This window comes from Variovorax paradoxus (assembly GCF_902712855.1).
Lineage (GTDB): Bacteria > Pseudomonadota > Gammaproteobacteria > Burkholderiales > Burkholderiaceae_C > Variovorax > Variovorax paradoxus_Q.
The window spans coordinates 1919937-1937113 of the sequence record NZ_LR743507.1; the positions used below are offsets into that span (position 1 = coordinate 1919937).

The 17177-nt window shown below is 66.9% G+C and carries 15 protein-coding genes; all 15 read left to right on the top strand.

Features of this window, described 5'->3' with window-relative positions:
- The first annotated feature begins 7 nt into the window (after positions 1-7).
- The 15 genes from AACL56_RS08540 (at position 8) to AACL56_RS08610 (ending at position 17168) form a co-directional block, all read left to right on the top strand.
- On the top strand, positions 8-556 hold the full coding sequence (locus AACL56_RS08540; protein ID WP_339089395.1) for a shikimate kinase: 549 nt from the start codon (positions 8-10) through the stop codon (positions 554-556).
- A gap of 34 nt (positions 557-590) precedes the next feature.
- Entirely contained in the window at positions 591-1700 is a 1110-nt protein-coding gene (gene aroB, locus AACL56_RS08545) for a 3-dehydroquinate synthase (RefSeq protein ID WP_339089396.1), read from the top strand.
- A complete protein-coding gene (locus AACL56_RS08550; protein WP_339089397.1) occupies positions 1697-2827 on the top strand; it encodes a deoxyguanosinetriphosphate triphosphohydrolase in 1131 nt (376 codons plus the stop codon). Before aroB ends, AACL56_RS08550 begins: the two co-directional genes overlap by 4 nt.
- A complete protein-coding gene (locus AACL56_RS08555) occupies positions 2824-4095 on the top strand; it encodes a CynX/NimT family MFS transporter (RefSeq protein ID WP_339089398.1) in 1272 nt (423 codons plus the stop codon). Before AACL56_RS08550 ends, AACL56_RS08555 begins: the two co-directional genes overlap by 4 nt.
- Positions 4092-4667, top strand: coding sequence for a DUF1415 domain-containing protein (locus AACL56_RS08560; RefSeq protein WP_339089399.1), 576 nt, complete (start codon positions 4092-4094; stop codon positions 4665-4667). The genes AACL56_RS08555 and AACL56_RS08560 overlap by 4 nt, the downstream gene beginning before the upstream one ends.
- On the top strand, positions 4664-5551 hold the full coding sequence (locus tag AACL56_RS08565) for a class I SAM-dependent methyltransferase (RefSeq protein WP_339089400.1): 888 nt from the start codon (positions 4664-4666) through the stop codon (positions 5549-5551). The genes AACL56_RS08560 and AACL56_RS08565 overlap by 4 nt, the downstream gene beginning before the upstream one ends.
- Positions 5552-5599: 48 nt before the next feature.
- Entirely contained in the window at positions 5600-6295 is a 696-nt protein-coding gene (locus AACL56_RS08570) for a transposase (RefSeq protein ID WP_339089401.1), read from the top strand.
- Between the two features lie 184 nt (positions 6296-6479).
- Positions 6480-11234 (top strand): glutamate synthase-related protein, encoded by a 4755-nt coding sequence (locus AACL56_RS08575; protein ID WP_339089402.1) that lies wholly within the window; start codon positions 6480-6482, stop codon positions 11232-11234.
- A gap of 169 nt (positions 11235-11403) precedes the next feature.
- Positions 11404-12882, top strand: coding sequence for a glutamate synthase subunit beta (locus AACL56_RS08580; protein ID WP_339089403.1), 1479 nt, complete (start codon positions 11404-11406; stop codon positions 12880-12882).
- A gap of 100 nt (positions 12883-12982) precedes the next feature.
- Positions 12983-13813 (top strand): ABC transporter ATP-binding protein, encoded by an 831-nt coding sequence (locus tag AACL56_RS08585; protein WP_339089404.1) that lies wholly within the window; start codon positions 12983-12985, stop codon positions 13811-13813.
- 82 nt (positions 13814-13895) lie between these two features.
- Entirely contained in the window at positions 13896-14678 is a 783-nt protein-coding gene (mlaE, locus tag AACL56_RS08590; RefSeq protein ID WP_339089405.1) for a lipid asymmetry maintenance ABC transporter permease subunit MlaE, read from the top strand.
- A gap of 138 nt (positions 14679-14816) precedes the next feature.
- Positions 14817-15308, top strand: coding sequence for an outer membrane lipid asymmetry maintenance protein MlaD (gene mlaD / locus AACL56_RS08595; RefSeq protein WP_339089406.1), 492 nt, complete (start codon positions 14817-14819; stop codon positions 15306-15308).
- Between the two features lie 26 nt (positions 15309-15334).
- Positions 15335-16048, top strand: coding sequence for an MlaA family lipoprotein (locus AACL56_RS08600; protein ID WP_339089407.1), 714 nt, complete (start codon positions 15335-15337; stop codon positions 16046-16048).
- A 184-nt stretch (positions 16049-16232) separates the two neighbouring features.
- On the top strand, positions 16233-16889 hold the full coding sequence (locus tag AACL56_RS08605) for an MlaC/ttg2D family ABC transporter substrate-binding protein (RefSeq protein ID WP_339089408.1): 657 nt from the start codon (positions 16233-16235) through the stop codon (positions 16887-16889).
- A 3-nt stretch (positions 16890-16892) separates the two neighbouring features.
- On the top strand, positions 16893-17168 hold the full coding sequence (locus AACL56_RS08610; protein ID WP_339089409.1) for an STAS domain-containing protein: 276 nt from the start codon (positions 16893-16895) through the stop codon (positions 17166-17168).
- Positions 17169-17177: the final 9 nt, after the last annotated feature.

Here is a 17177-nt window from a genome sequence, read left to right on the forward strand (position 1 = left end):
CCACCGCGTGGCGGTCGCACTCGTCGGCTTGCCCGGCGCCGGAAAATCCGCAGTGGGCCGGCGTCTGGGGATGCGGCTGGATCTTCCATTCATCGATACGGATCACGTGATCGAGCAGCGAATCGGCTGCACGATCCGTGATTTTTTCGATCGCGAGGGCGAAGCCGCCTTCCGCGACCTCGAACAGAACGTGATCGCCGACCTGGCGGCGAGCGCCCAGGGCGTGCTGGCGACCGGTGGGGGCGCTGTGCTGCGGGAGGCAAACCGCATGCAACTGCGCGATCACTTCCATGTGATCTACCTGCGTTCTTCCCCTGAAGACCTGTTCCGTCGTCTGCGCCATGACGTCAAGCGGCCGCTGCTTCAGGTGGCCGACCCGCTCGGCCGGTTGCGCGAACTGCACGACGCGCGCGACCCGTTCTACCGGGAAACCGCGCATGACGTGGTCGACACCGGCCGTCCGTCGATCGCCATGCTGGTGAACATCATCGTGATGCAGCTGGAGCTGGCCGGCGTCGTGGAGCCGGGCGCGCACCCCGAAGATCCCGTCGACTGAGTCCGCCCCTGCCGCAGCGCCTAAACTCGCGGCCATGCCCTTGCCTGTACTTTCCGCTCCGCCAGAACGCGTCGACATCCAGCTCGGCGACCGCAGTTATCCGATCCTCATCGGCGCCGGCTTGCTGGAAAACCCTGAAAACTTCGCAGCCGCATCAACGGCCGCTTCTGCGCTGATCGTCAGCAACACCACGGTGGCGCCCTTGTACGCCCAGGCACTGCGCACTGCGCTGGCAGGCCGCCACCGCACCGTGCACCTGCTCGAGCTGCCGGACGGCGAGGCGCACAAGAACCTGCAGACGCTGAACTCGATCTTCGACACCTTGCTGGGTCACGGCAGCGACCGCAAGACCGTGCTGTTCGCGCTGGGCGGCGGCGTGGTGGGCGACATGACCGGCTTTGCCGCCGCGAGCTACATGCGCGGCGTGCCGTTCGTGCAGGTGCCGACCACGCTGCTGGCGCAGGTCGATTCCTCGGTCGGCGGCAAGACGGCCATCAACCACCCGCTGGGCAAGAACATGATCGGCGCGTTCTACCAGCCGCAGCTGGTGGTCTGCGACCTGTCCACGCTGCAGACGCTGCCCCCGCGCGAACTGAGCGCCGGACTGGCGGAGGTCATCAAGTACGGCCCGATCCACGACATGGCGTTCTTCGACTGGATCGAAACCAACATCGACGCGCTTGTGGCGCGAGACCCGGCCGCGCTGGCCCATGCGGTCAAGCGCAGTTGCGAGATCAAGGCGCTGGTGGTCGGGCAGGACGAGCGCGAGACCGGCCTGCGCGCCATCCTCAACTTCGGGCACACGTTCGGCCATGCGATCGAATCGGGCCTTGGCTATGGCGAGTGGCTGCACGGCGAGGCCGTCGGTTGCGGCATGGTCATGGCAGCGCATCTGTCGCAGAAGCTGGGCGGGGTCGACGCGGCTTTCGTCGCGAGGCTCACGCGGCTGATCGAGCGTGCCGGCCTGCCCGTCGCCGGGCCGGCGCTGGGCGCCGAGCGCTACCTGGAGCTGATGCGCGTCGACAAGAAATCGGAAGCCGGCGAGATCCGGTTCGTGGTCATCGACAGGCCCGGGTCCGCCGTGGTCCGCAGCGCGCCCGATGCGCTGGTGCGCGAAGTGCTCGCGCAATGCTGCGAGGGATGAGCCTCGCGGCCTATGCGTGCGAGCCCGCGCAGTCGCGCGGCCGCCGGCATGCCGAGCCGCCCGCGCCGACGCGCGATGCCTTCCAGCGCGACCGCGACCGGATCGTGCACTCCACCGCCTTTCGGCGGTTGGTCTACAAGACCCAGGTCTTCCTGAACCACGAGGGCGACCTGTTCCGCACGCGGCTCACGCACTCGCTGGAGGTCGCCCAACTGGGGCGTTCCATCGCGCGCGCGCTGCGCATCAACGAAGACCTGGTCGAGGCGATCGCCCTGGCGCACGACCTCGGCCACACGCCTTTCGGCCATGCCGGGCAGGATGCGCTCAACGATTGCATGGCCGGGCACGGCGGCTTCGAGCACAACTTGCAGAGCCTTCGCGTGGTCGATGCGCTGGAACACCGCTATCCCCAGTACGACGGCCTGAACCTGAGCTTCGAGACGCGGGAGGGCATCCTCAAGCACTGCTCCCGCGCCAACGCCGAGCGCATCGAGGCGGCGGAGCCGAACGGCGTGGCCCGCCGCTTCCTGGACCGCACGCAGCCGGGCCTCGAGGCGCAATTGTGCAACCTGGCCGACGCCATCGCCTACAACGCGCACGATATCGACGACGGCGTGCGCTCGGGACTCATCACGGTCGACCAGCTGTCGGAAGTCGAACTGTTCGAGCGCTACCGCCGCGAGGCGCTCGCGGAGCATCCGCAGCTGGCGGGTCGCCGCGTGCTCTACGAGACCATCCGGCGCATGCTCAGTGCACAGGTCTACGACGTGATCGACGCGACGCGCGCCGCGCTGGAAGTTCTTGCGCCGGCCGATGCCGACGCCGTGCGCAAGGCTGCGCCGGTCGTCGCTTTCAGCCCGGGCATGCAGGCGCAGTCCGAGGACCTCAAGCGCTTTCTCTTCCGCAACCTCTACCGCCACCCGCAGGTCACGCAGACGACCGACCAGGCCCAGGCGGTCGTGCGGGAACTGTTCGAGGCCTACCTCGAGCGCAGCGCCGAGATGCCCGATTCGTATGGCCAGCGCAATGACAGGCACCGCGCGGTGGCCGACTACATCGCGGGAATGACCGACCGCTTCGCCGTGCGCGAACACGAGCGGCTCACCGGCCGCCGGGGCATCGCATGAACACCCTGGCCCGTTCCGGGCCGCCGCGCATACCGGCCGCCGCCTTCGCCGTGCTGCTGGGCGGCGTGAGCGGGGCCTTGCACCTGGGCAAGCTGCCGCCAGCGGTTCCGGCGCTGCAGGCCTCGCTCGGAATCGGGCTGGTCGAGGCCGGTTTCCTGCTGTCGCTGGTGCAGGTGGCGAGCATGGCGCTAGGCCTGTTCGCCGGGCTGGCGGCCGACACCATCGGCCTCCGGCGCAGCATGCTGACGGGGCTTGCGGTGCTGACGGTTGCCAGCGTCCTGGGCGGCGGAGTCGGCAGCGGTGCGATCGGCGATGCCCACCCGGTGCCGTGGCTTCTGGCTTTGCGCGCGGTCGAGGGCATCGGCTTCTTGCTGACGGTGATGCCCGGCCCGGGCCTGATCCGCTCCCTGACCCCGCCGGGCGCCGACAAGGCGGCCCTCGGCCTGTGGGGCGCCTACATGCCGCTCGGCGTCGCGATGGCGCTGCTGCTCGGGCCGGCATTGATCGCATGGGGTGGCTGGGCCGACTGGTGGTGGGCGCTGTCCGTGGTCTCGGCGCTGGCTGCGCTCTGGATCTGGCTGGCCGTGCCGGCCGACCGGCTGCGCGCCGCGCCGGTCGCAGCCGGGCAGGCATCCGCCGGATGGTCGTCGCGCCTGCAGGCCACCGTCGGCGCGCGCGCGCCATGGCTCGTCGGGGTGACTTTTGCGGTGTATTCGGCGCAGTGGATGGCGGTGATCGGCTTCCTGCCGGCGATCTATGCGGGCGCCGGCGTTCCAGGCACCTGGAACGCGGTGCTCACCGCCCTGGCGGCCGCCATGAACATCGTCGGCAACATCGCGGGCGGCCGCTGGCTGCAGCGCGGCGTGGCGCCAGAGCGGCTGCTTCAGCTCGGCTTCCTGACGATGGCCTTCGGCGGCTTGGCTGCCTTTGCGCAATGGGGGCAGGGGGCCGATGCCTGGAGCCTGCCGCCCCTGCTGCGCTACCTCGCGGTCTGCGCTTTCTCGCTGGGCGGCGGCATGGTTCCGGCGACGCTGTTCCTGCTGGGCGTGAGGCTGGCGCCTGGCCCGTCCACCGTGTCGACCACGATCGGCCTGATGCAGCAGGCTTCGTCGCTCGGCCAGTTCCTCGCGCCGCCGGCCGTGGCGTGGGTGGCACACCGCGTCGGCGGCTGGCACTGGACCTGGACAGCCACGCTGGGCTGTTCGCTGGTCGGCATCGCGATCGCGCGGCGCCTCGGGCGGATTCGCCCTGCGGCGGAGATGGCATGAGCGGCGCGGCGACAATCGGGCCGCTTCAGGCCGAAGCCGACACGCGGCGCTGGCTCGAGCGCGCGGTCATCGGCCTGAACCTGTGCCCCTTCGCGAAAGCCGTCCATGTCAAGGCGCAGATCCATTACGCCGTGTACGAGCCCGCCGACGAAGCCGACCTGATCGACGCGCTGCTGCGCGAAGCCCGCGACCTCGCCGCGCTCGATGCCGCCGAGCGCGACACCACCCTGCTGATTGCACCGAACACCTTGGCCGATTTCCTGGACTTCAACGATTTCACCGCGAGAGCCGAGCAGCAACTTGCGCGCGCCGGTTTCGACGGCGTGTTCCAGCTGGCCAGTTTCCATCCGCAATTCCAGTTCGCCGGCACCGAAGCCGATGACATCGGCAACGCCACCAACCGCGCGCCGTATCCCACGCTGCATCTGCTGCGCGAAGACAGCGTCGACCGCGCCGTCGACGCCTTCCCCGACGCCGAAGCGATCTTCGAGCGCAACATCGACACCCTCGAAGCGCTGGGCCCGGACGGCTGGGCCGCGCTCGACGTCGGCCCCGGGAGCGCCAAGCCATGAACACCAAGCTCGAAAACAAGCCCGTGAAGACGAACAAGGCCGCCAAGGCCGATGCGGAACTCGCCGAGGTCCTGAAGCCGGGCCAGTCGGTCGAGTTGCTGAAGGAGCTGCACATCCTCACCCGCGAAGGCCGGCTCAACCAGGACTCGCGGCGCAAGCTCAAGCAGGTCTACCACCTGTTCCAGTTCATCGAGCAGCTGTTGCGCGAGCTGCCGGAACAGGGCGCCGGTGCCACGCTGGCCGACCACGGGGCGGGCAAGTCGTACCTGGGCTTCATCATCTACGACCTCTTCTTCCGGGCGCGGCAGGGCGGCGGGCATGTGTATGGCATCGAGACGCGCAGCGAACTGGTCGAACTTTCCCGCGCGCTCGCGCAGCGCCTGGGCTTCGAGCGCATGTCGTTCCTGAATCTCACCGTGGCCGAATCGGCCCGGGCGAGCGAGTTGCCTGAGCAGATCGATGTGGTTACCGCGCTGCACGCCTGCGACACCGCCACCGACGACGCCATTGCCTTCGGCCTCGCCAAGAAGGCGCGCTGCATGGTGCTGGTGCCCTGCTGCCAGGCGGAGGTGGCTGCCTGCCTGCGCGAGACCAAGGCCCTGGCGCTTTCGCGCACGCCGCTGGCCGAGCTGTGGCGCCATCCGCTGCACACGCGCGAGATCGGCAGCCAGCTCACCAACGTGCTGCGCTGCCTGTATCTGGAGGCCAACGGCTACAGCGTCACCGTCACCGAGCTGGTGGGGTGGGAGCACAGCATGAAGAACGAGCTGATCCTTGCGCGCCATACCGGCCAGCGCAAGGCCAGCGCCGCAGCGCGGCTGCGCGAGCTGCTGGCGCAGTTCGGGCTCGATTCGCTCGGCGACACGCGCTTTCGCCTGGCCTGAACGTCTGCGCACCCGCAGGCCGGCTCTTCCACCTTTCCGTTTCCGACCGTGGCCCGCCTTCCTCGTCTCACGCTGGCCGGCATGCCGCACCATGTGATCCAGCGCGGCAACAACCGCCAGCCGGTCTTCGTCGACCGGGCCGACCATGAGAAGCTGCTCGCGCTGCTGGCCGAGAACGCGACGCGCTTTGGCGTCGCGCTGCACGCCTACGTGCTCATGGACAACCACTTCCATCTGCTGGCCACGCCCGACAGCACCACCGGCTTGCCGCAGTTCATGCAGGCGGTGGGACGCAGCTACGTGCGCTACTTCAACGACCGGCATGGCCGCACCGGAACGCTGTGGGAAGGGCGCTACCGCTCGACGCTGATCCAGACCGATCGCTACCTGCTGACCTGCATGGCCTACATCGACCTCAACCCCGTGCGGGCGGGCCTGGTGAACGACGCGCGCGACTTCCCGTGGTCCAGCCACGGCCACTATGCCGGGCTGCGGCACGACCGTCTGCTGACGCCGCATCCGCTGTACTGGGAACTGGGCAATACGCCGTTCGCGCGTGAGGCTGCCTATGTCGAACTGGTGCGAGGAGGGATTCGGACGGCCGACCAGAAGGCGCTGACCGAAGCCACGTTGCGGGGCTGGGCTGCCGGCGACGACGATTTTCTGGGGCTGTTGCAGAAGTCCACGGAGCGCCGTGTCGTCAAGGCCAAGGCGGGCCGGCCGCCTTCGAGTTCCAATTCCTGACAGAAAGGCCCCCAATTCCTTTAACTGGATTGGGCTTTCTGCTCCTGTTTTTAATGTGTCCCCAATTTATTTCTGACAAGAAAACTCGGGATTTAATTGGAATCTGACCCCTATTAAAGTGTTTGGCATTCTTTGTGCATCGCAATATGCTTCATTTCCCTGCGAAAACTGAAGGAGCGCGCCCATGACGACGGCTGCCGAGATCCAACATCTCCAAGAACACGGTCTGTATTCCGGTGCCGACGAGCACGATGCCTGCGGCGTCGGCTTCGTTGCCCATATCAAGGGCGAGAAAAGCCATGCCATCGTGCTGCAGGGCTTGAAGATCCTCGAGAACCTCGACCATCGCGGCGCCGTGGGCGCCGACAAGCTGATGGGCGACGGCGCGGGCATCCTGATCCAGCTGCCCGACCACCTGTACCGCGAAGAGATGGCCAAGCAGGGCGTCACGCTGCCGCCGCCCGGCGAATACGGCGTCGGCATGATCTTCCTGCCGAAGGAGCATGCCTCGCGCCAGGCCTGCGAGCAGGAAATGGAACGCGCGGTCAAGGCCGAAGGCCAGGTGCTGCTCGGCTGGCGCGACGTGCCGGTCAACCGCGACATGCCCATGTCGCCCACCGTGCGCGAAAAGGAACCGCTGCTGCGCCAAGTCTTCATCGGCCGCGGCAACGACGTGATCGTGCAGGACGCGCTGGAACGCAAGCTCTACGTGATCCGCAAGACCGCCAGCGCCAACATCCAGCGCCTGAAGCTCAAGCACAGCAAGGAATACTACGTTCCGAGCATGTCGAGCCGCACCGTGGTCTACAAGGGCCTGCTGCTCGCCGACCAGGTCGGCACCTACTACCTCGACCTGCAGGACAAGCGCTGCGTCTCGGCCCTGGGCCTCGTGCACCAGCGCTTCTCGACCAACACCTTCCCCGAATGGCCGCTGGCCCACCCGTACCGCTACGTCGCGCACAACGGTGAAATCAACACCGTCAAGGGCAACTACAACTGGATGAAGGCGCGCGAAGGCGTGATGTCCTCGCCGGTGCTCGGCCCCGACCTGCAGAAGCTCTATCCGATCAGCTTCGCCGGCCAGTCCGACACCGCCACCTTCGACAACTGCCTCGAGCTGCTGACGATGGCCGGCTACCCCATCAGCCAGGCCGTGATGATGATGATTCCCGAGCCCTGGGAACAGCACGCCACCATGGACCCGCGCCGCCGCGCGTTCTACGAATACCACGCCGCCATGCTCGAGCCGTGGGACGGCCCGGCCTCCATCGTGTTCACCGACGGCCGCCAGATCGGCGCCACGCTCGACCGCAACGGCCTGCGCCCCTCGCGCTACTGCGTGACCGACGACGACCTGGTCATCATGGCGTCCGAGTCGGGCGTGCTGCCCGTGCCCGAGCAGAAGATCGTGCGCAAGTGGCGCCTGCAGCCCGGCAAGATGTTCCTGATCGACCTCGAGCAGGGCCGCATGATCGACGACGAGGAGGTCAAGTCCAACCTCGCGAACAGCAAGCCCTACAAGCAGTGGATCGAGAACCTGCGCATCAAGCTCGACAGCGTCAACGCCGAGCCGGTCTCCGCGCCGCTGTCGCAGGTTGCATTGCTCGACCGCCAGCAGGCCTTCGGCTACACCCAGGAAGACATCAAGTTCCTGATGAGCCCGATGGCGCAGGCCGGCGAGGAAGGCATCGGCTCCATGGGCAACGACAGCCCGCTGGCCGTGCTCTCCAGCAAGAACAAGCCGCTTTACAACTACTTCAAGCAGCTGTTCGCGCAGGTCACGAACCCGCCGATCGACCCGATCCGCGAAGCCATCGTGATGTCGCTGGTGTCGTTCATCGGCCCCAAGCCGAACCTGCTCGACATCAACCAGGTCAACCCGCCGATGCGGCTCGAAGTGAGCCAGCCGATCCTCGACTTCGCCGACATGGCGAAGCTGCGCGACATCGGCAAGTACACGCAGGGCAAGTTCAAGAGCTATGTGCTCGACATCACCTACCCGCTCGCCTGGGGCGACGAAGGCGTCGAAGCCAAGCTGGCATCGCTGTGCGCCGAAGCCGTGGACGCCATCAAGGGCGGCCACAACATCCTGATCGTGAGCGACCGCGGCGTGAGCCCCACGCAGGTGGCCATTCCCGCCGTGCTGGCGCTGTCGGCCGTGCACCAGTACCTGGTGCGCGAAGGCCTGCGCACCACCGCCGGCCTGGTGGTCGAGACCGGTTCGGCGCGCGAAGTGCATCACTTCGGCGTGCTCGCAGGCTACGGCGCCGAAGCGGTGCACCCCTACCTCGCCATGGAAACGCTGGTGGCGATGCACGCCGACCTGCCGGGCGAGCTGAGCGCCGACAAGGCGGTCTACAACTACGTCAAGGCCATCGGCAAGGGCCTGTCGAAGATCATGTCGAAGATGGGTGTCAGCACCTACATGAGCTACTGCGGCGCGCAGCTGTTCGAGGCCATCGGCCTGAACAGCGAGACCGTGAGCAAGTACTTCACCGGCACCGCCAGCCGCGTGGAAGGCATCGGCGTCTTCGAGATCGCCGAGGAAGCCATCCGCATGCACAAGGCAGCGTTCGGCGACGACCCGGTGCTCGCCAGCATGCTGGACGCCGGCGGCGAATACGCCTGGCGCACGCGCGGCGAAGAGCACATGTGGACGCCAGACGCCATCGCCAAGCTGCAGCACAGCACGCGCGCCAACAACTGGAACACGTACAAGGAATACGCGCAGCTCATCAACGACCAGAACCGTCGCCACCTCACGCTGCGCGGCCTGTTCGAGTTCCGCATCGACCCGGCCAAGGCCATCCCGGTGGACGAAGTGGAAGCGGCCGCCGAGATCGTCAAGCGCTTCGCCACCGGCGCGATGTCGCTGGGCTCGATCAGCACCGAGGCGCACTCGGTGCTCGCGGTGGCCATGAACCGCATCGGCGGCAAGAGCAACACCGGCGAAGGCGGTGAAGACCCCGCGCGCTACCGCAACGAACTCAAGGGCATCCCGATCAAGCAGGGCGATACGCTCAAGAGCGTGATCGGCGCCGAGAACGTCGAGGTCGACATGCCGCTGAACGACGGCGACTCGCTGCGTTCGCGCATCAAGCAGGTCGCGTCGGGCCGCTTCGGCGTCACGGCCGAGTACCTGCACTCGGCCGACCAGATCCAGATCAAGATGGCGCAGGGCGCCAAGCCGGGCGAGGGCGGCCAGCTGCCGGGCGGCAAGGTCACCGAGTACATCGGCAAGCAGCGTTATGCGGTGCCGGGCGTGGGCCTCATCAGCCCGCCGCCGCACCATGACATCTACTCGATCGAAGACCTCGCGCAGCTCATCCACGACCTGAAGAACACCGCGCCGCACGCCAGCATCAGCGTGAAGCTGGTGAGCGAGATCGGTGTGGGCACCATCGCCGCAGGCGTGGCCAAGTGCAAGAGCGACCACGTCGTGATCGCCGGCCATGACGGCGGCACGGGCGCCTCGCCCTGGTCGTCGATCAAGCACGCGGGCAGCCCGTGGGAAATCGGCCTGGCCGAGACGCAGCAGACGCTGGTGCTCAACCGCCTGCGCAGCCGCATCCGCGTGCAGGCCGACGGCCAGATGAAGACCGGCCGCGACGTCGCCATCGGCGCGCTGCTGGGTGCCGACGAGTTCGGCTTCGCCACCGCGCCGCTGGTGGTCGAGGGTTGCATCATGATGCGCAAGTGCCACCTGAACACCTGCCCGGTGGGCGTGGCCACGCAAGACCCGATCCTGCGCAAGAAGTTCTCCGGCAAGCCCGAGCACGTTGTCAACTACTTCTTCTTCGTCGCGGAAGAAGTGCGCCAGATCATGGCCCAGCTGGGCATCCGCAAGTTCGACGACCTGATCGGCCGCGCCGACCTGCTCGACATGCGCAAGGGCATCGAGCACTGGAAGGCCTCCGGCCTCGACTTCAGCCGCCTGTTCGCGCTGCCGAACGTGCCGGCCGACGTGGCGCGCTTCCACGTCGAGAACCAGGACCACGGCCTCGACAAGGCGCTGGACGTGAAGCTCATCGAGAAGTCGCGTCCCGCCATCGACAAGGGCGAGAAAGTGCAGTTCATCGAGGTGGCGCGCAACGTCAACCGCTCGGTGGGCGCCATGCTGTCGGGCGCGCTGACCAAGGTGCATCCGCAGGGCCTGCCCGACGATTCGATCCGCATCCAGCTCGAGGGCACGGGCGGCCAGTCGTTCGGCGCCTTCCTGGCACGCGGCATCACGCTGTACCTGATCGGCGATGCCAACGACTACACCGGCAAGGGCCTCTCGGGCGGCCGCGTGGTGGTTCGCCCCAGCCTCGACTTCCGCGGCGAAGCGGTGCGCAACACCATCGTGGGCAATACCGCGCTGTACGGCGCGACCACCGGCGAGGCCTACCTGTGCGGCGTGGCCGGCGAGCGTTTCGCGGTGCGCCTTTCCGGCGCCACCGCGGTCATCGAAGGCACCGGCGACCACGGTTGCGAATACATGACCGGCGGCACGGTGGCGGTGCTCGGCAAGACCGGCCGCAACTTCGCTGCCGGCATGAGCGGCGGCGTGGCCTTCGTGTACGACGAGGACGGCCAGTTCGCGTCGCGCTGCAACCTCTCGATGGTGTCGCTCGACAAGGTGCTGACCTCGGCCGAGCAGACGGCGAGCGTGCACCGCAAGATCTGGCACGGCGGCATGACCGACGAAGCGCAGCTGAAGAAGCTGCTCGAGGACCACCACCGCTGGACCGGCAGCAAGCGCGCCCGCGAGCTGCTCGACAACTGGGCCGTGTCGCGCACGAAGTTCGTGAAGGTGTTCCCGAACGAATACAAGCGCGCGCTCGCCGAGCTGCACGATCGCAAGGTTGAGCTCACCAGCACCGGCAACAACGCGCACGTGGGCCTGGAGCCGCACGCATTGGCTCCCGCACCGCAATCGGCTCCGGCCGCAGTTTGAAGATCAACCAAAAAGACTAGCCCTCGTATCGCATGCAGCGCATGAAGTCTTCACAGCCCCTTCGGGGAACACCGCGGAGCCGGCTTTGCCGGGCCGCTGGTGTTGCCCCCTTGAGGGGGGAGGCGGCTACACGCAGTGAGCAAGCAACGGGGGTGTAAAGGAAATCACGATGGGAAAGATCACCGGCTTCATGGAGCATGAGCGCGTCGAAGAGGGCTACAAGCCCGTCGAGGAACGCCTCAAGCACTACAAGGAATTCGTCGTCGGCCTCGATACCGCGCAGGCCAAGGTGCAGGGCGCGCGCTGCATGGACTGCGGCACGCCGTTCTGCAACAGCGGCTGCCCGGTCAACAACATCATTCCGGACTTCAACGACCTCGTGTACCGCAACGACTGGCAGAACGCCTTTGCGGTGCTCGACTCGACCAACAACTTCCCCGAGTTCACCGGCCGCATCTGCCCCGCGCCCTGCGAGGCTGCCTGCGTGCTCAACGTGAACGACGACCCGGTCGGCATCAAGTCGCTGGAGCACGCGATCATCGACCGCGCCTGGGACGAAGGCTGGGTGACGCCACGCGTCGCCAAGCACAAGACCGGCAAGAAGGTCGCCGTGGTGGGCGCGGGCCCGGCCGGCATGGCTGCCGCCCAGCAGCTCGCGCGAGCCGGTCACGACGTGACGCTGTTCGAGAAGAACGACCGCATCGGCGGCCTGCTGCGCTACGGCATTCCCGACTTCAAGATGGAGAAGTCGCACATCGATCGCCGCGTCGAGCAGATGAAGGCCGAAGGCGTGGTGTTCCGCACCGGCGTGATGGTCGGCGCCGCGAAGGATCCGCTGGGCAAGGGCTCCAAGGTCACCAACCTGGCCAAGGAAACCGTCACGCCCGAGCAGCTGCAGAAGGAGTTCGACGCCGTGCTGCTGACCGGCGGTGCCGAGCAGTCGCGCGACCTGCCGGTGCCCGGCCGCGACCTCGACGGCATCCACTTCGCGATGGAATTCCTGCCGCAGCAGAACCGCGTCAATGCGGGCGACAAGGTCAAGGGCCAGCTGCGCGCAGACGGCAAGAACGTGATCGTCATCGGCGGCGGCGACACCGGCTCCGACTGCGTGGGCACGAGCAATCGCCACGGTGCCGCGAGCGTCACGCAGTTCGAGCTGATGCCGCAGCCGCCCGAGGAAGAGAACCGCCCGCTGACCTGGCCGTACTGGCCGATCAAGCTGCGCACCAGCTCCAGCCATGAAGAAGGCTGCGAGCGCGAGTTTGCGATCTCCACCAAGGAATTCATCGGCGAGAAGGGCAAGGTCACCGGCCTGAAGACCGTTCGCGTCGAGTGGAAGGACGGCCGGATGCAGGAAGTGGCCGGCAGCGAGCAGGTGCTCAAAGCCGACCTGGTGCTGCTCGCGATGGGCTTCGTCAGCCCCGTGGCCACCGTGCTCGACGCCTTCGGCGTGGAAAAGGACGCACGCGGCAACGCCAAGGCCACGGTCGACTTCATTGGCGGCTATGCCACCAACGTTCCGAAGGTCTTTGCCGCGGGCGACATCCGCCGCGGCCAGTCGCTGGTGGTGTGGGCAATTCGCGAAGGCCGTCAAGCCGCGCGTTCGGTGGATGAGTTCCTGATGGGATTCAGCGACTTGCCGCGTTGAATTTTGTTTCAATTTGGCGGGGCCGGTCACGGCCCCGGTATCATCCGCGTGAAACCGCATGCCGGGATGCTTGTCGAAGCGCCCCGGCTTTTTTATTGAGATGGACCCAGACGCACCCCCGCCACACCCCTTCGTAGAGTTCCGCGACGTCACGTTCGGCTACGGCGCGCGCGCCATCCTCGACGGGGTGTCATTCAGCGTTCCGCGTGGCAAGGTGACGGCCCTCATGGGTGCGTCGGGCGGCGGCAAGACCACCGTGCTGCGGCTGATCGGCGGGCAACAGAAGGCGCAGCGCGGCGAGGTGCTCTTCGACGGCCACGATGTCGGCAGGTACGACTCCGCGGCGCTCTACGCGGCGCGGCGGCGCATGGGCATGCTGTTCCAGTTCGGGGCGCTGTTCACCGACATGAGCGTGTTCGACAACGTGGCGTTTCCGCTGCGCGAGCACACCCAACTTTCCGAAGCGCTGGTGCGCGACATCGTGCTCATGAAGCTCGATGCCGTGGGCCTGCGCGGCGCGCGCGACCTGATGCCGAGCGAGGTCTCGGGCGGCATGGCGCGGCGCGTGGCGCTGGCGCGTGCCATCGCGCTCGACCCCGACCTCGTGATGTACGACGAACCCTTCGCCGGCCTCGACCCCATCTCGCTGGGCACCGCCGCGCGGCTCATCCGCCAGCTCAACGACACGCTCGGGCTCACCAGCATCATCGTGTCGCACGACCTCGAGGAAACCTTCCGCATCGCCGACCACGTGATCATCCTGGCCAACGGCGGCATCGCTGCACAGGGCACGCCCGACGATGTGCGCCACAGCGACGACCCGCTGGTTCATCAGTTCGTCAATGCCTTGCCCGACGGGCCGGTGCGCTTCCACTACCCGGGCGTCAGCATCGAGGACGACTTCGGCAATGTCGAAGGAGGGCGGTCATGAGCGCAGCGCCGGGCCGCCCCGAGCGGGCGAAGCTCTTCTCGGGCGGCAGAGACGGCACGAAGTGCCGAGCGTGGGGGCAACCATGAGCTGGTTCAAGCCTGCCGACGTCGGCTTCTCAGTACGCAGCCATCTGGCCAACCTGGGCCACGGCGCGAAGCTCTTCATGCGGCTGGTCGGGCCGGGCGCGCAGATCATGCGGCGCTTCAGCCTCGTGCGCGACCAGATCCACTTCCTGGGCAACTACTCGCTGGCGATCATCGGCGTGTCGGGCCTGTTCGTGGGCTTCGTGCTGGGGCTGCAGATGTATTACGCGCTGCAGCGTTACGGCTCCTCCGAGGCGCTCGGCCTGCTGGTCACCCTGAGCCTGGTGCGCGAACTCGGGCCGGTGGTGGCAGCGTTGCTGTTCACCGGCCGCGCTGGCACGTCGCTCACCGCCGAGATCGGCCTCATGAAGGCCGACGAGCAACTGAGCGCCATGGAAATGATGGCGGTCGACCCGGTGCAACGCATCCTCGCGCCGCGCTTCTGGGCCGGTGTGATCACGATGCCGCTGCTGGCCGCCGTGTTCAGCGCCGTCGGCATCATGGGCGGCTACGTTGTGGGCGTGCTGATGCTGGGCGTGGACCCCGGCGCGTTCTGGGGCCAGATGCAGGGCGGCGTCGATGTGTGGCGCGACGTCGGCAACGGCGTCATCAAGAGCATCGTGTTCGGCTTCACGGTAACTTTCATCGCGCTGCTGCAGGGCTTCGAGGCGCAGCCCACGCCCGAGGGCGTGTCGCGCGCCACCACGCGCACCGTCGTCTCGGCATCGCTGGCGGTGCTGGGGCTGGACTTCCTGCTCACCGCCATGATGTTCAGCATATGAACGGGCACATCTGCAGGCCCGCCCACTTCGTGTGGTCGCCCACCCCTTTTCAGGGCAACACCAGGACCCCGGCAAAGCCGGTTCCGCGGTGTCCCCCCGAACGAGCCAATCCGTAGGAAGAATCTAGGAAGAGTCGATATGCAACGTTCCAACAACGACATCTGGGTCGGCCTGTTCGTCCTGATCGGCGCAGCGGCGCTGCTGTTTCTCGCGCTGCAGTCGGCCAACCTGCTGAGCCTGAACTTCCAGAAGACCTACTCGGTCACCGCGCGCTTCGACAACATCGGCGGGCTGAAGCCGCAGACCGCGGTGAAGAGCGCGGGCGTCGTGGTCGGGCGCGTGGAGTCGATCTCCTTCAACGACAAGACCTTTCAGGCCGACGTCACGCTGGCTTTGCAAAACCGGTACAGTTTTCCCAAGGACAGTTCGCTCAAGATCCTGACCAGTGGCCTGCTCGGCGAGCAGTACATCGGGATCGAGGCAGGCGCCGAAGACAAGAACCTGCAGGCAGGCGACACCATCACCGCGACCCAGTCGGCCGTGGTGCTGGAAAACCTGATCAGTCAGTTCCTGTACAGCAAGGCGGCGGAGGGTAACAACACGCCGTCAGGAAACTCCAATAAAAAATGAAAACACGATTCAATCTGTCAAATGCTATGAATAACATAGCAAGTCACGCGCGCTGGGTGGGTGCCGTGGCGGCCTTCGCCACGATTTCCGGTTGCGCGACCGGCCCCAATGCCAATCCGGCCGATCCGTTCGAACCGTTCAACCGCGGCGTCTCGCGTTTCAACGACACCGTCGACGATGCCGTGCTGGTTCCGGCCGCGACCGCCTACCAGAAGGTGCTCCCGTCGATGGTGCGCACCGGCGTGAACAACTTCTTCAGCAACATAGGCGATGTCTGGAGCCTGGCCAACAACGTGGCCCAGCTCAAGCTGCAGAACAGCGCAGAGACCTTCATGCGGCTGAACGTCAACACCTTCTTCGGCCTGGGCGGCCTGCTGGACGTCGCGACCGAGGCGGGCATTCCCCGCCACGAAGAAGACTTCGGCCAGACGCTGGGACGCTGGGGCGTGGGCGCCGGCCCGTACGTCGTGCTGCCGCTGCTCGGCTCTTCCACGCTGCGCGACACCGTGGCCAAGCCGCTCGATTTCTATGGCGACCCGCTGAGCCACGTGGACGACATCCCGTGGCGCAACTCGCTGACGGTGCTGCGCGTGGTCGACACGCGGTCTCAGTACCTGCGCGCGAGCCGCCTGCTGGGTGACGCCGCACTCGACAAGTATTCGTTCACGCGCGACGCTTTCCTGCAGCGCCGCCGCAGCCAGGTCTACGACGGCAACCCGCCGGACGACGGCGGCCAGTAACGGAACAGCGGCGTACGCGTTGCGCATCGTACGCACACGCGGGGTGGCGCTTGCATCCGGTTGCAAGGCTTCACCTGCGGGACAGGAACCCCGTCGGCCCCAGGCTGCTCGAATCCGTTCATGTTCAGGTACGCCGCGTTTTCCAGTGCCTGCTGATTTTCAAAAACCTGATTTGAGGGATCCTATGAACAACAAGACCTTGCAACGTCGCGATTTCGGCCGCCTGGTGCTGGCCGGCGCTCTCCTGTTCGGCGCCGCAGTGGCTTTCGTGCAGCCCGCCCGCGCAGCCGACGAGGCGCCTGATGCGCTCGTCAAGCGCCTGTCGACGGACGTGCTCGAGACCATCAAGGCCGACTCGTCGATCAAGGCCGGTGACGTCAACAAGATCATGCTGCTCGTCGACAGCAAGATCATGCCGAACGTCAACTTCCAGCGCATGACGGCGTCGGCCGTCGGCCCGGCCTGGCGCCAGGCCACGCCCGAGCAGCAGAAGCGGCTGCAGGACGAATTCAAGGCCCTGCTGGTGCGCACCTATGCCGGCGCGCTCGATCAGGTGACCGACCAGACCGTCACCGTGCGTCCGTTCCGCGGTTCGCCCGACGACAAGGAAGTGCTCGTGCGCACCGAGGTCACGGGCCGCGGCGATCCGGTCCAGCTCGACTACCGCCTCGAGAAGACGCCTGGCCAGGGCGCCGGCTGGAAGGTCTACAACCTGAATGTGCTGGGTGTCTGGCTGGTCGACACCTACCGCACCCAGTTCTCGCAGGAAATCAACAAGAATGGCATCGACGGCCTGATTTCCGCACTCGCCGCCCGCAACAAGGGCAACACGAAGGGCTGACCGATGCTGGTCCTGCCCACGCGCCTGACCCACGACGAGGCCCCCGCCTGCATGCGCATGCTGCAGCAGGGGCTGAAGGGGCAGGCCGACTCGTCCTCCACAGTGGTCGACGCCACCGCCCTGGCCCAGTTCGATTCGTCGGCGCTGGCGGTGCTGCTCGAGTGCCGCCGCGAGTCCAGTGCGCTGGGCCGTGGTTTTGCCGTCAAGGGCCTGTCGCCGCGTTTGCGTGAGCTGGCCGCCCTGTACGGCATCGCGGGTCTCTTGCCTGCGGCGCCCTGACCGTCGGCT